Genomic DNA, 15,175 nt, shown 5'->3' with positions numbered 1-15,175 from the left:
AAGTCATTTGACTGCGAAATGCTCTAGGCGGGCCCGATGACCCATACTGTTTCTAAGCCATCCCTGTCCGGTGAAGCCGCTTTGGTTGAGCAGCACTGGCGGGAGCTGTCCTCCCGACGTCGTACCTATACGCTGCTGATTATCGGTGGTTTGTTTCTGGCGCTCTCCGCATCTTTGTGGTTCGCCAATGAAAGCAATGCCGGTAAATTCTGGGAGCGTCTGCCGCATTTCTTCGACTTTGTCGGTGATATGGTGCCGCGTGACGGCTGGGAAGTCTGGCGGGCTCTGTTTGATCTGCCGTCACCTTATTTCGACGGTAGTCAGAAATATGATTATGAGGCGGGTCGCGTCTATCTGTTCGGCAGCGGTTTTTATATTCCTGAATATTTCTACAAGATGCTGGAGACGCTCAATATTGCCATGATGGCAACATTGATCGGCTTTTTCTTTGGTTTCATCCTGTGTTTCCTTGCGGCTAAAAACCTGACAACCAGCCGTGCACTGCGTTTCTTCGTGCGCCGCTACATGGAAATTCTGCGTGCTTTCCCTGAAATCGTGATTGCCGGTTTCTTCGCTGCCATTCTTTCGCTGGGGCCAATTCCTGCGATTTTTGCGGTTGGTATTCATACGATCGGCGCACTGGGTAAGCTGTTTTTCGAAGTGGTTGAGAATGCTGATATGAAGGCAGAAGAAGGCCTGCGCGCCGTCGGCGCAAACTGGTTTGAGCGCGTCGGCTTCGGCATTGTGCCGCAAGTCATGCCGAATTTCATGTCCTACGCCTTCCTGCGTTTCGAGATCAATGTCCGTGCATCCACCATTATCGGTGCGGTTGGCGGCGGCGGTATCGGTGAGGCATTACGCCTGTCGATTGGTCATGGCCATCAGGCAAAAACACTGGCGATTGTGTTTCTGCTGCTCGTAACAATCATTGCGGTGGATCAGACCTCTGCATGGCTGCGCGGCCGTCTTGTCGGCGCTCAGGCCTTTCAGTTCGGAGCGTAAAAAATGACAGCTTTGACTTTAAACGCCGCTCAGATTGCTGATTACGAAAACCGCTATCCGCAGGTCTTTCGCCGCCCGTTTTCCAAGCGCTATACATTGCCGCTGATCGGCTTGGGTATTGTGCTCTATATGGCCTATAGCTGGTGGTTCTTTGCCATTGGTACAGTGCTTTCGGAGGGCCAGTGGGATCGTGCTGGTATTACCGCCCGCCAGTGGTACTCCTATGAGGTACGCCCGACTATTCGCCTAAACACTGGTTTGAATGGTGATGAGGCAAAAGTAACCTATCCGCGCTTTTCGGTGCTGGGCAAGAATCCTGATCCGGAATGGGTGCAGCAGGCCAATGGCCGTACCAGTGTGATTTTCGGCAGCTCTGAGGCGCTGCATCTCAGTGGCAATACGGTTGTTGTGGAGCATGACGGCGAAGTGCTGAATGTGCGAATTGATGCTGATGCTGCCCGACCTGTTGATGATAAGCCACTGCCATCATGGGCAGTGCTGAAAAATGATGAAGTACAGGTGGATTTCGGCTTCTCCGGTGAAGCCCGTATCATGCCGGAGCGTATCACCGTTAATCGCCGTTTCTTCGGCTGGCCGAACTTTGTGTTCGATACCAATTCGCCATTCTGGGGTAAGTCAGCAGATGAGGTTACATCACTGATCGTTTCCGGTGAGCGTATCAAACCGGAAATGTCCAATCTGTCGCTGGCTTTTGACAATATCTGGAACAATGCGGAATGGCAGCACGGCGATGTCTGGATCAAGATGTTGCAGACGATTGTCATGGCTTTTGTCGGTACGCTGTTTGCCGGTATGCTCGCGCTGCCGCTGGCCTTCATCGCCGCGCGTAATATTACGCCGAACTTCTTTGCCAATCAGATTACCAAGCGTCTGTTCGACTTCCTGCGCTCAGTCGATATGTTTATCTGGGCATTGTTCTTCACCCGTGCTTTCGGACCGGGACCACTGGCTGGTATTTCGGCGATCTTCTTCACCGATACCGGTACGCTGGGTAAACTCTATTCGGAAACGCTGGAAAATATCGACGATAAACAGCGTGAAGGTGTGAAGTCGGTTGGTGCATCGCCAGCCAATGTGCAGCGCTACGGTGTTATTCCGCAGGTGATGCCGGTATTCCTCAGTCAGATGCTGTATTTCTGGGAGTCCAATACCCGTTCGGCAACAATTATCGGTGCGGTTGGTGCCGGTGGTATCGGTCTGAAACTTTGGGAAGCCATGCGCACCAATTCCAACTGGGCAAATGTCGCCTATATGGTGATCCTCATTCTGATCGTGGTGTTTGTATTCGATGCCATTTCCAATGCGCTGCGTTCACGTTTGACCGGTGATCGCCGCGTCTCACAGAAATGAGACAAAAACTTCAAATCAGCGTTGTCTGATTGTCACAAAACTCCTGTAGGCCACAGCTGTCCTGCATGATCACAGCGATCATGCAGGACAGTTTTGGTTAGCAGGAAAATTCCGATGACACGCGACACGCGACCTTCCGATATCGTTTTTAAAAATGCCCGCATCATCCTTGAGGATGAAGTTATCACCGGTACAATCCAGATCCGTGACGGAAAAATCGCTGATATCAGCGCTGGCAATGGCATTAGCGGTGAAGATTTTGGCGGCGATTATCTGATGCCGGGTGTTGTGGAACTGCATACCGATCATCTTGAACACCATTATGCACCACGCCCGAAAGTACGCTGGAATGCAGATGCCGCATTGATGGCGCATGATGCACAGATTGCTGCTTCCGGCATCACTACAGTATTTGATGCTCTGCGCGTTGGTCTTGATGGTGACACGGATATTAATTCCGACGATATGGTGTTGCTTGCTGATGCCATTGCCGATGGTCAGAACAATGGCCGCCTGCGTGCAGACCACTATCTGCATTTGCGCTGCGAAGTGTCTTCCCCGAATTGCCTCGATGCGTTTGAATTATTTGAGCATAACCCGCAGGTGAAAATTGCCTCGCTGATGGATCACGCTCCGGGACAACGTCAGTTTGCCAGCCTTGAAGCCTATAAGACTTACTATATGGGCAAGCAGAAGATGACGCAGGCCGAGTTTGATGCGTTCTGTGACCGTCGCGTGGCGGAATCTGTGGCTCATGCAGACCGTTTTCGTAAAGAAATTGCTGCCCGTTGTCAGGCCAAGGGCATTTCGCTTGCCAGTCATGATGATGCGACACTTGCCCATGTGGATGAAGCGATTGAGCAGGGTATTCATGTGGCAGAATTCCCGACAACGCTGGAAGCTGCTAAGGCGTCGAAAGAAGCCGGTATGGCTGTTTTGATGGGGGCACCGAATATTGTGCGCGGCTCATCCCACTCCGGCAATGTCTCGGCGCGTGATCTCGCTTCCGCCGGTCATCTCGATATTCTGTCGTCTGATTATATTCCTTTCAGCCTTGTGCAGGCGGTTTATACACTGCCGCAACTGGTTGATGGCTATACGCTGCCGCAGGCGATCAATCTCGTTACCCGCAATCCGGCGAAAGCTGTCGGTTTTACTGATCGCGGAACACTTGCATCGGGCAAGCGGGCTGATATGGTTCGCGTTCATATGCAGAATGCGATACCGGTGGTACGCTCAGTGTGGCGGGAAGGGCAGCGCGTGCTGTAAGCTGCGCTTGTAAATGACGGAATGAGTGAAATGACCGGTATTTTTGTTGCCGTTGTGGGGCCGAGCGGTGCGGGCAAAGACACAATCATCGACTATGCACGCACGCATTTGCCGCAGGATGGCAATTACCACTTTGTACGTCGCGTGGTAACCCGCGATGCGGATAGTAATACGGAAGATCATGATACATTGTCGGAAGCTGATTTTCTGAAAGCGGTTGAGCGGTCAGAATTCTGCATGCACTGGCAGGCACATGGCCTCTATTACGGGCTGCCTGCTTCGGTGGAGCAGGTGATTGAAAATGGCGGCGTGGTTATCGCTAATTTGTCACGCAAAGTCTTGCCGCAACTGGCCGCGCGTTTTCCGCGCGTGGCGATTGCCCATATTACCGCAAGTCCGGCAGTGCTGGCGCAGCGTCTTGCATCACGCGGGCGCGAGACGCCGGAATCGATTGCATCACGTTTGCAGCGCCAGCAGCCGGTGGAAGCCGGTGATCTGCCGCTCTGGGTGATTGATAATTCCGGTGAGGTGTCAGATGCCGGTGATGCATTCACCGCTCGTCTCAAAGCTTGCCAGTCCTGAACGGACACATTCACATGAAATGAAAAAGGCGATGCCGTTTTGCGGTATCGCCTTTTTGTTTACGGTTTTTCCTGTGCTGGTCTGTCATCATCATCCGGCAGAAAAATCCGGTTGGCGGCGCCATCCATATCCTCATATTGCCCGCTTTTCAGTGACCACAGAAAAGCTGCGAGCCACATACCGCCCAAAAACAGGGCGATGGGAATGAGGAAAATCAATATATTCATAATCTCAGGCCTTTTGTCGCTTCAGCAGGCTTAAAGGAGAGGCCGTTTTCTGGCCTTGTTTTTTACCTGCCTTCAGGCGAAGGGCGTTGCTGACCACGAGGATCGAAGACAGCGACATGGAGAGCGCTGCAATCAAAGGCGTGACATAGCCGAACAGCGCAATGGGTACGGCAATAATATTATAGATCAGCGACAATGCAAAGTTCTGTCGGATCAGCTTGCCTGCCTCGCGGGAGATGGCCACTGCCAGCGGTACGGCTGTCAGACTGTCATGGAGAAAGACGAAATCCGCAGCATTACGGCCGATATCCGCAGCCGTTGCCGGAGCCATCGACACATAGGCAGACATCAGCGCAGGCGCATCATTCAGCCCGTCACCAACCATCAGCACTTTATGGCCTTCATTGGTGCGCTTGGTCACCAGTTCTGATTTATGGGCTGGCAGAATTTCCGCACGATATTTCTCAATACCAAGCTGACGGGCGAGGGCACTGACTGTTTTTTCTTTGTCGCCGGAGAGAATTTCCACGCTGAGTTTTTCGTCTTTCAGCTCCTGAACAGAGCGTGCAGCATCATCGCGCGGACTGTCTTCAAAACGGAAAGCTTCAAGCCGGGTGCCATTGCGGCTCAACACGGTTTCTGTGCCGGTGCAGGCATTGTCCTGTGAAGCATCTTCAACTGCCCAGTCACGGCGACCAAGACGATAAATATCCTGCCCCATATGAGCTTCGATACCGGCACCGCTCACTTCTTCGATCAGATCAAAGCGGATGTTTTTTGCCGGATTGGTGAAAGCGGTCAATGCACGCGACAACGGGTGGCGGGAGTAGAGTGCCAGTTCTGCGGCCAGTTCAAGCGCATTCTGATCGAGACTGCCGCGTTCCATAAGCTGTGGCTGGCCGAGTGTCAGTGTGCCGGTCTTGTCAAACATTACACTGTCAATTTCGGCCATACGTTCCATCGCGGAGCCATCCTTGACCATGATGCCGTTTTCAAACAGGCGGCGTGCGGCCACAACCTGCACAATCGGCACAGCCAGAGCTAAGGCGCACGGACAGGTAATAATCAGCGTGGTGATCGCCACATAGGTCGACTTGTACCAGTCGCCGGTCAGGTAGAACCAGACGACAAAAGCCAGAAATGCAGTGGTGTGGACAAGCGGCACATAAAGCGCGGAAGCACGGTCTGCCAATTGACGGTAACGGGCGCGACCACCTTCTGCGGCATCCATCAGGCGCACCATTTCCGCAAGGAAAGAATTGTCAGCGGAGGCGGTGGCTTTAATCGTCAGCGGCGCGGTCAGGTTCATCGTGCCGGCACGGATTTTTGAGCCCTGTGTCACCGGAACCGGCACACTTTCACCGGTTGCAATCGAGCAGTCGAGATCAGAGCGGCCGCTTTCAACAACAGCATCGACCGGCACGCGCTCACCAACAGCCAAAATAATGCGCATAGACGGGCGGATATCCGCAATTGGCATGAAGCTGTGCTGATTATCATCACCGATCACAACCGCACCGCGGGCTGCCAGTTGGCTTAAACCTTTAACAGCAGAGCGTGCGCGTTCACGCATCACATGATCCAGCGTACGGCCGATCAGCAGGAAAAACAGCAATGTCGCTGAAGCATCGAAGTAGGCATGCTGACCGGAATTGAGCGTTTCATACACACTCATACCGAAGGCCAAAGTGATCGCCAGCGAAATCGGCACATCCATATTGCTGCGGCCGTGTTTTAGTGCATTCCATGCGGACATGTAGAAAATACGGCCGGAATAAACCAAAGTCGGCAGAGCAATCAGACCGGACAACCAATGGAACATATCACGCGTTGCAGCATCCGCACCGGACCAGACCGATACGGAAAACAACATGATATTCATGGAGGCAAAACCGGCCACTGCCAGCGCAATCAGCAGGCGGGAAAGTTGCGGATCTTTGTCATCGCCGAGTTCAAAAATATGAGCGGGATATCCGGCTTTCTGCAGTGCATCAATCACATGCGGCGGTTCGATGCCGTCCTGCCAGCGGATGGAAACCCGTTTGGAGGACAGATTGACACGCGCATAGCTGACTTCCGGCAAAGCATTCAGCGCAGTTTCAACAGTCTGAATGCACAAGCCGCAATGAACTGAGGGAACAGACAGGTCAAGCTGGCGCTGACCATCGCCGAGTGTGCGGCTCGCCAGCAGTAATTCTTCCGGACGATAATCCGCAGCGGAAAACTGAATGCCGGAACCACAGCAACTCATTGCGCTGATCCTTGTGCCGGCTGGTTGTCTGCGGTGATGGTGAATTTACCACCGGTAATATTCACACGGTTGACCTGACGGTATGGCAGATCAAGTCCGGCATAGGTATTGATTTCAACAACCCAGTTTCCGTCTTTCAGAGCGGCTTCTGCGGTCAGAACATTATTACCTGCAGGCATCAGATTCAGGATCTGGTCTTCTTTTTCATTCACCGGCCTGCGGAAAACGGCCGTTGCGCCAAGCGCTTTGACGGGTGCGCCATTGGCATCGGTCAGGCTGTAGCTGACAATGCCGTCTTTATAGTCCAGATTTTGTTTCCAGTTGAGCGCGGCATGTTCTTTGCCGAGCTGGGACTTCTCATTAAACTCCTGACTGGCAACATAGGAGTTCTGAACAACAAGGCCGGACCAGCTGCGGATTGCTGATGTGGCCATGATAACATTCACAATAATAATCACCCCGAAGAAAGCGATCATAATCGCAAGCATGTGCCAGCCGGTAAATTCGCGTCCCTGAGGGGCAGGGGAAGACGTATTTTGCTTTATCATCACGTTTCTCCGTTATCAGCGTTTTTCAGGGGCAATGAAAGTGGCTTTATATGTTGCTGACTCGGTTCCGTTAACATCACGGACTGTCATGGTGAATGGTGTGCTACCCGGAGGAACTGCGGTCTTAGGCAGGACAACGAACACTTTCAGGGTTTTCAGACGATCCGGTTCGGCGTTGAAAATATGGCGGCCGGAACCGTCTGTTGCCTGATCGGCCACATGCACTTCTGCCTGTGACAGGCCGTCAATAATCAGTTCAAACTGGCGCGGTTCATTGACCATATTCAGCAGTTTGACCGTATAGCCGTTGCGAATGGAACCATCCGACAGCAACACATATTGCGGGTTACGATCCTGCAGCACATTGATGCCGATCCGTTCGCGCATCAGCAAAGTTGTAATCAGGGCCACACCGATCAGTGCCCAGATTGAGAAATAGAACAGGCTGCGCGGGCGGAAAATCTTGGACATTTTCAGCTGCTGCACCTTGTCATTAAAGGTGTTTTTCGCTTCATAAATCCGTGCCGGCTCAATCGGCGCTGTACCATTATTGGTAGCCAGCGCCATATTGGCATCATAGTCGGACAGCGTGGAATAGGAGATCAGGCCGCGTGGTTTGCCGATTTTGTCCATAACCGAGTTACAGGCATCAATACACAGCGCACAGGTGATACATTCGAGCTGCTGACCGTCGCGGATATCAATCCCCATCGGACAAACGGCCACACAGGCATTACAATCCACACAATCGCCGACACTTTCACCGGCAGCAATGGCTTTTTTGGAATTACGGGTGCGTGGTTCACCGCGCCAGTCATTATAGGTTACTGTGAGCGAGTTTTCATCAAGCATGGCTGCCTGAATACGCGGCCAAGGGCACATATAGGTGCAGACCTGTTCACGCATCAGCCCGCCGAAAACATATGTGGTGGCTGTCAGAATTGCGACAGTGATATAAGCGACCATGGCGGCCTGACCAGTCACAAATTCCATCAGCAGTGTTGGTGCGTCTGCGAAATAGAAAATCCACGCACCGCCGGTCATAACGGCAATCGCCAGCCAGATTGTATGTTTGGTGACACGTTTTGCCAGTTTGTTGGCATTCATCGGGGCATTGTCGAGTTTGATACGGGCATTGCGGTCGCCTTCAACGGCGCGCTCGACAACGAGAAACAAATCAACCCATACGGTCTGCGGGCAGGTATAACCGCACCATGCGCGTCCGGCGACACTGGTAACAAGGAACAGGCCGATACCGGCCATAATCAGCATACCGGCAACGTAGTAGAATTCCTGTGGCCAGATTTCGATAAAGAAGAAGTAGAAGCGACGATGCGCGATATCAATCAGGACAGCCTGATCCGGTGCATAGGGACCGCGATCCCAGCGCAGCCATGGCGTGAGATAATAGATGCCGAGCGTGATGAACATGATAATCCACTTGAAACGGCGGAAATCACCGCTCGCTCTTTTGGGGAAAACCTTGACACGTGCAGCATAAAGAGGACTGCGTTTTCCAGACGAATTGACCGCCTGCGCATCTATACGTTCAAATTCACCAACATCTGACATGGTATACTCCGGGGGCTAGAGCGGTTTGCGTTCAGATCGAAGTATGGCGCTTGCTCTAGATTCTTTATTTCATCGCATTAACACTGCGCTCATTGAGGGCATTTGAGCGCGGAATGCTTAAGGGCAGTCTGAAAACTGAAATGTTTTTATAAAACTGCACTCAAATCACTCAGAGCGGGTTCCGGTTATCGGAACAGAAATCCGCACTGGGTTTCTAAGGTTTCATCAGAGCCCCGTTCTTCAGATCATATCTGCGGGGCTTGCTGATTTTCTGAGCACCGGCCGGAATATTGTGCACCAATATTTTATACCGGCCGGCCATGACTTGAAACAGGTCGTTTTTACTCACCGCCACCCAGAGAGTGGACATAGATTGCGAGCTGTTTAACTGTTGTGTCACCCAGACGGCCTTCCCATGCAGGCATTACGCCATGCTTGGGATTTCTCACCTGTTTGGCAATTTCCGCTTCGCCGGAACCGTAGAACCAGATCGCATCGGTCAGATTTGGCGCACCGAATTCCTTATTGCCTTTGGCATTTTCGCCATGACAGGCAGCACAGTTTTCAGCAAAGACCTGTTTGCCTGCCGGTATCAGGCTTGCATCATGCGGTGTCGATGTCAGGCTGGTGACATAGGCCGCCACATCACGGATCTGCTGTGGCTCAAGAATGTCGCCATAGGCAGGCATTTCGGAGATGCGTGTTTCTTCGTCATCTTTGGAACGCACGCCGTGGCGTACAGTCTGCAGGATTTCATCAATTGATCCACCCCACAGCCAGTCATCATCATTCAGGTTTGGATAGCCTGGGGCACCCTGTGCACCGGAACCGTGACACTGAACACAGTTCACACGGAATGCCGCTGCACCGCCTGCAATTGCAAACTGGTTAAGCTGCGGATCAGCTATAATTTCCTGAACGGATTTTTCTTTAATAGCTGCCAGAATATCCTGACGTTCGCCCTGAATTTTGGTGTTTTCTTTCCAGAAATCACCGCGGCTCGACCATTCCAGAAGACCGGAAGTGGCGCCGTTGATGAGCGGCCATGCCGGATAGGCAACAGTATAGGCAATCGCCCAGACAATGGTGGCATAATAGGCATAGAGCCACCAGCGTGGCATCGGATTATCAAGTTCCTTGATGCCGTCCCATTCGTGGCCGGTTGTTTCAACGCCTGTTACATCGTCAATTTGCTTATCAGTCATTGTTTTCGTCCTTGAACGGAATGGCTTTCGCAGCATCGGCAGCCTGTTTGCTGCCTGGACGGAAGGCGAAGAAGACAACAAAGAGGAAGAAGAGGAACATGCCTAACAGCCCCCAGCTGTCGGCAAAGTGGCGCATGGTCGTATAATCCATGATGAACCTCCTTAACGCGACTTCGGTGACTGGTCGTAAGTTGAGAAATCAACCAGCGTTCCCAGCATCTGCAGATAGGCAACAAGCGCATCCATCTCGCTGATAACCTTCGGATTACCATCGAAATCGCCGGTCTTGGCTTTCGGGTAGCGGGCAAGCAGAGCCTCTGTATCGGCTTCCGGGTCAGCCTGCGCTTTCATATCCGCCAATGCATTATCGACCATTTCCTGATTATAAGGCACACCGACAGCAATATTGGCTTTCAGATTGCCGGTAATGCCGGACATATTCAGCGGCGTGTTCATCAGGAATGCATAGCTCGGCATAACCGATTCAGGCACGACATCGCGCGGTTCAATCAGATGCTGAACATGCCATTCATTCGAGTAGCGGCCGCCGACACGGGCAAGATCAGGCCCTGTACGTTTTGAGCCCCACTGGAACGAATGGTCATACATGCTTTCAGCTGCAAGGCTGTAATGACCATAGCGCTCCACTTCATCGCGGAACGGACGGATCATCTGCGAATGGCAGGTATAGCAGCCTTCGCGGATATAAATGTCACGGCCTGCCAGCTCCAGAGGAGAATAGGGGCGCATACCCTCTACTTTCTCAATGGTATTTTGCAGGTAAAACAGCGGGGCAATTTCCACGATACCGCCGACAGTGACCACAACCAGCGAACCGATCAGCAGTAAAGTAGCGTTTTTTTCAATCAGCGAGTGTTTTTTGAGAATAGACATAACTCACTTGCTCCTTATTCTGCCGGTTTCAGATACGGGCCGGTATTGGTGTCTGAGATTGGTGTCGAGCCCGGAATTGCGGCCTCCTCTCTCAGATCACCCTTGATGGTCTTGTAGACGTTCCAGGCCATCACAAGTCCGCCCGCCAGATACATCGTGCCGCCAAGTGTACGGATGACATAGTAAGGGAACATTGCGAGTACTGTTTCGGCGAAGGAGTAAACCAGGAAGCCCTGATCATCATATTCGCGCCACATCAGACCCTGCTGGATACCGGCAACCCACATGGAAGCGGCATAGAGCACGATACCAAGTGTAGCCAGCCAGAAGTGCCAGTTGACCATACGCACAGAATAGAGACGTTCACGGTTCCACAGACGCGGTACAAGGAAGTACACGGCCGCAAAAGTGATCATACCATTCCAGCCCAGAGCACCCGCATGAACGTGACCGATGGTCCAGTCTGTATAGTGCGACAGCGAGTTAACGGCTTTAACCGACATCAGCGGGCCTTCGAAGGTCGCCATACCGTAGAAGGCAATCGCAGCAACCATCAGGCGGACAACCGGATCAGTACGGATTTTATCCCACGCACCGGAAAGCGTCATCAGACCGTTGATCATACCACCCCAGGACGGCATCCACAGAACAATGGAGAAGACCATGCCGAGTGTTTGCGCCCAGTCAGGCAGCGCTGTGTAATGCAGATGGTGAGGACCGGCCCAGATATAGAGGAAGATGATCGACCAGAAGTGAACAATCGACAGACGGTAGGAATAGACCGGACGATTGACCTGCTTCGGCACGAAATAATACATCATCGCGAGGAACGGTACGGTCAGGAAGAAGGCTACGGCATTATGGCCGTACCACCACTGGGTCACCGCATCCTGCACACCGGAGAAAGCTGAATAGCTTTTCACGCCGAGGAAAGAGACCGGAATTGCCAGATTGTTGATCACATGCAGCATGGCAATGGTGATGATGAAGGAGAGGTAGAACCAGTTGGCCACATAAATGTGCGGTTCTTTACGCTTCATCAGCGTACCCATGAAGATCACGAGATAGACTACCCAGACGATGGTCAGCCAGAGGTCGACATACCATTCCGGCTCAGCATACTCACGCGACTGGGTGATGCCGAGCAGATAGCCGGTGCCGGCCATGACGATGAAAAGGTTGTAGCCCCAGAACACGAACCATGCCAGATCGCCGCCGAAAAGACGCGCACGGCAAGTACGCTGAACCACGTAGAAAGAAGTGGCGATCAGGGCGTTACCGCAGAAGGCAAAAATAACGGCTGATGTATGAAGAGGGCGGACACGGCCAAAATTTAGCCATGGTCCCAGATTCAAATCAGGGAATGCGAGCTGCGCAGCAATGAAAACGCCAACGAGGAAGCCGATTACACCCCAGAACACCGTGGCAATGACACCGTAACGGATCGGACCGTCCATATAAACGGAATGATCTTCTTTTACAGGCTTCAGACTGTAATCTGCATTACGCAGCAGTAAGACTGTAAAGATCACAAGAGTGAAAAACAGAACCCACATATGGCTTCTGAACAGTGGATCATGCGTAAACCCCGCGGCCAGCAGTGCTAAAAAAGCACCGAGCCCGGAGATTACAATTCCCGCAGCGTAATTCATGAAAAATCCCCTCGCGCGCGCAAATTTTCCTGCCCGCAAATTACAGAAATGCCTGCAATTCGAGCAATATAGCGGGTATTATATGCGACGGAAAAATTTAGTCATTGATTTAAATCAAGTACGACCTGAGGCCTGACGTGTATAAATAAAGCCTTTTTTGCACGATTTTTCGCCAACCCGTGTCCTGTTGACAGAGAGAATGACTTCGGCTTTTGCCTGTTGCAAAATTATTTAATTATGAGAATGTGATATGTAAAATTCTTTATAAATATCATGTAGTTGCTTGTTAAATTTTTTATATTTATTGTTGTATTTACAGAAATTTCTGAAATTAATGTAAGTGACTATTTGGATTTTTTTGTTTTTAACCGGATTGGCAAACTACAGTTTAATCTTGAAAAATCCGGCCGGAACAAGAGTTCTGTGTCCTGCTGTGCAGGGTGGGGCTGATTGTCGCTGAGACTGCGTCGGCGGCCGTTCAGGAGCCGGTTTTGACGGTGCTGCAAAGTACCGGAGGGGCTCAGTCGGCTTCAGTCTGGAATGATTCTCAATACTACAGAGCTGTTTGTGCTAGTAAAATCACAAGAAACAGTACCAATTTGGCGCTGATATTTACGCTGCCGATGTTTTTCATTATGCAAAATTGCTATCAATTTATGCAATTTTCGTCTGGTAAATTGTCAACATTTGCGGTGCGGGCTCTTGCTTTGGTACCAGTTTTTTGCAAGCATGTCCTTAACAAATAAAAATAACTGCTGACGGACTGACCGGTCAAAAGCCCGGGAGAAACCGAACAGTACAGGGGAATAAAAAAGCCACCGGATCTCGTATGAGTGAGGCTTTTCCTCAGCTCAATCATTAACCTTCCCGATATTGATATCGGTAGGGTTCGCTGAATTATGTCTTGTCTTCCTTGAAGGCAGGGTGCTGGGAGATAGACAGAGTATGGAATATGCAGATCTCGTCCTTTCGGGCGGGCGGATTTTTTGCGGCCTTAATGAAGGTTTTGTTGAGGCGCTTGCAATTGCTGACGGTAAGGTTCTGGCAACCGGCACCACAGCTGAGATTGAAGCACTGACCGGTGAAAAGACACAACGTGTCGATCTGGGCGGACGTGTTGCGGTGCCGGGGCTCAATGATGCCCATATGCATCTTCTTATGCTTGGCATAGGTATGAACGAGATCAATCTGCGCCCTGAATCAGGCGTGCGCAGTCTCGGTGAAATTTTCAAACGTATTGCTCAGGAGGTGGCTGCAAAACCTGCGGGTGAATGGATCCGTGGCGGCGGCTACGATCACTTCGAGTTGAGTGAACAGCGCCATCCGACCATTGAGGAACTGGATGCGATCGCGCCCGATCATCCGGTTTATATCACCCGTACCTGCGGCCATGTCGGGATCGCCAACAGCGCAGCCATGCGTCTGGCAAATATTACCCATGACACACCAAGCCCGTCCGGTGGACTGATTGAAAAGCGCAACGGCAAATTATCCGGCCTGCTGGCAGAATCCGGTATGCGTGTGGTGACGGATAAAATTCCGCCGCTAAGCCGTGAAGAACTGAAAGCCGCGATTACCCGCGCTGCGGAATTCATGCTTTCGCAGGGTTTTACCTCGGTGATGGATGCCGCTGTGGGCATGGGCTACGGCATGGAAGAACTTCATGCCTATGAAGAACTGGCAGCAAACGGTGATCTGCCGATCCGCACATGGGTTTGCATTTATGGCAATCATGACGGTATCGGCGATCAGGCGCATGCACAGGGTTTCCGCGCTAAACGTCAGACCGGAAACTTACGCTACGGCGCGATGAAAGTCTTCTCGGATGGTAGTGCCGGTGGCCTGACGGCTGCGATGAGCGAGCCTTATGTAGCGGGCGATCCTAATAATTTCGGCATTTTCTGCTATTCGGATGAGGAGATGCATAAATCCCTCAAACATTATCATGAACTGGGCTATCAATTAGCAATTCATGCGATTGGTGATGCCGCGATTGAGCAGGTGCTGTCCGGTATTGAAAATGCGGATAGTGCAGAGCAGCCGATTAAAAACCGCCGTCACCGCATTGAACATTGCGGCTTTTTGAGTGACGGGCAGATCGGGCGTATGGCCAAAGCCGGTATTGATCCGGTGCCGCAGCCGATGTTCATCTATGAATTCGGCGATTTGTATGTTGCTAATCTGGGCGAAAAGCGTGCCCATGAATCCTATCCGATGCGTAAATGGATGGATGCCGGTTTGCATCCGGCAGCGTCTTCCGATGCGCCGGTCACCTCCACCAATCCGTTCCAGAATATCTACACGCTCATTACCCGCAAGACCAAGATCGGCTCGGTGATCGGCGGTGATCAGCGTCTGACACGGGAAGAGGCGATCCACGCTTACACGCATTTCGGTGCCTATACGCAATTTGCTGAGAATGAAACCGGACGTCTGGTTGCAGGCATGGCGGCAGATGTCGCTGTGTTGTCGAAGGATATTTTCACTTGCGATGAGGAAGAAATCCGCAGCGATGTGGTCTGCGATATGACCGTGCTGGACGGCAAAGTCGTCTTTGAGCGGCAGGTATAACTGATCTGGCCTGAGGTGCTGAAAGCGTCTC

13 protein-coding genes are annotated in these 15,175 nt (G+C 51.9%); 5 read left to right on the top strand and 8 right to left on the bottom strand.

Going from position 1 to position 15,175, the window contains the following annotated elements:
• Positions 1-36 precede the first annotated feature (36 nt).
• The 4 genes from phnE (HBA93_RS01065) to phnN all read left to right on the top strand — a co-directional run bounded on the left by phnE (HBA93_RS01065) (position 37) and on the right by phnN (position 4,224).
• Positions 37-1,002, top strand: coding sequence for a phosphonate ABC transporter, permease protein PhnE (gene phnE / locus HBA93_RS01065; protein WP_221719267.1), 966 nt, complete (start codon positions 37-39; stop codon positions 1,000-1,002).
• Between the two features lie 3 nt (positions 1,003-1,005).
• On the top strand, positions 1,006-2,373 hold the full coding sequence (phnE, locus tag HBA93_RS01060) for a phosphonate ABC transporter, permease protein PhnE (protein ID WP_221722034.1): 1,368 nt from the start codon (positions 1,006-1,008) through the stop codon (positions 2,371-2,373).
• 114 nt (positions 2,374-2,487) lie between these two features.
• Positions 2,488-3,642, top strand: coding sequence for an alpha-D-ribose 1-methylphosphonate 5-triphosphate diphosphatase (locus HBA93_RS01055; protein ID WP_221722033.1), 1,155 nt, complete (start codon positions 2,488-2,490; stop codon positions 3,640-3,642).
• 30 nt (positions 3,643-3,672) lie between these two features.
• The gene (gene phnN / locus HBA93_RS01050; protein WP_286201688.1) at positions 3,673-4,224 is read left to right on the top strand and encodes a phosphonate metabolism protein/1,5-bisphosphokinase (PRPP-forming) PhnN; all 552 of its coding nucleotides are present in this window, start codon (positions 3,673-3,675) and stop codon (positions 4,222-4,224) included.
• A 59-nt stretch (positions 4,225-4,283) separates the two neighbouring features.
• Here phnN and ccoS read toward each other — a convergent pair whose 3' ends face one another.
• From ccoS to ccoN, 8 genes are all read right to left on the bottom strand, one after another.
• Positions 4,284-4,451, bottom strand: a complete 168-nt coding sequence (gene ccoS, locus HBA93_RS01045) for a cbb3-type cytochrome oxidase assembly protein CcoS (protein ID WP_113943452.1) — start codon at positions 4,449-4,451, stop codon at positions 4,284-4,286.
• Between the two features lie 4 nt (positions 4,452-4,455).
• Complete coding sequence (locus HBA93_RS01040; RefSeq protein WP_221722031.1) at positions 4,456-6,702, bottom strand: cation-translocating P-type ATPase; 2,247 nt, start codon at positions 6,700-6,702, stop codon at positions 4,456-4,458.
• A complete protein-coding gene (locus tag HBA93_RS01035) occupies positions 6,699-7,250 on the bottom strand; it encodes a FixH family protein (protein WP_221722030.1) in 552 nt (183 codons plus the stop codon). The genes HBA93_RS01040 and HBA93_RS01035 overlap by 4 nt, the downstream gene beginning before the upstream one ends.
• Before the next feature lie 15 nt (positions 7,251-7,265).
• Entirely contained in the window at positions 7,266-8,822 is a 1,557-nt protein-coding gene (gene ccoG, locus HBA93_RS01030) for a cytochrome c oxidase accessory protein CcoG (protein WP_221722029.1), read from the bottom strand.
• Positions 8,823-9,163: 341 nt separating this feature from the next.
• A complete protein-coding gene (gene ccoP, locus HBA93_RS01025; RefSeq protein WP_022710273.1) occupies positions 9,164-10,027 on the bottom strand; it encodes a cytochrome-c oxidase, cbb3-type subunit III in 864 nt (287 codons plus the stop codon).
• The gene (locus HBA93_RS01020) at positions 10,020-10,178 is read right to left on the bottom strand and encodes a CcoQ/FixQ family Cbb3-type cytochrome c oxidase assembly chaperone (protein WP_022710272.1); all 159 of its coding nucleotides are present in this window, start codon (positions 10,176-10,178) and stop codon (positions 10,020-10,022) included. The genes ccoP and HBA93_RS01020 overlap by 8 nt, the downstream gene beginning before the upstream one ends.
• Positions 10,179-10,189: 11 nt before the next feature.
• Positions 10,190-10,921: a cytochrome-c oxidase, cbb3-type subunit II gene (gene ccoO, locus HBA93_RS01015; RefSeq protein ID WP_221722028.1), complete on the bottom strand. Its 732-nt coding sequence runs from the start codon at positions 10,919-10,921 to the stop codon at positions 10,190-10,192.
• 14 nt (positions 10,922-10,935) lie between these two features.
• Complete coding sequence (gene ccoN / locus HBA93_RS01010; protein ID WP_121993835.1) at positions 10,936-12,573, bottom strand: cytochrome-c oxidase, cbb3-type subunit I; 1,638 nt, start codon at positions 12,571-12,573, stop codon at positions 10,936-10,938.
• 945 nt (positions 12,574-13,518) lie between these two features.
• On the opposite strand from ccoN, the gene HBA93_RS01005 reads away from it, so the two are divergent.
• Complete coding sequence (locus HBA93_RS01005) at positions 13,519-15,144, top strand: amidohydrolase (protein WP_221722027.1); 1,626 nt, start codon at positions 13,519-13,521, stop codon at positions 15,142-15,144.
• The last annotated feature ends 31 nt before the right edge of the window (positions 15,145-15,175 follow it).

Source organism: Ochrobactrum sp. SFR4 (assembly GCF_019730395.1).
In the GTDB taxonomy this organism is placed as follows: Bacteria; Pseudomonadota; Alphaproteobacteria; order Rhizobiales; family Rhizobiaceae; genus Pseudochrobactrum.
This window is presented reverse-complemented; position numbering and strand designations above follow the sequence as displayed.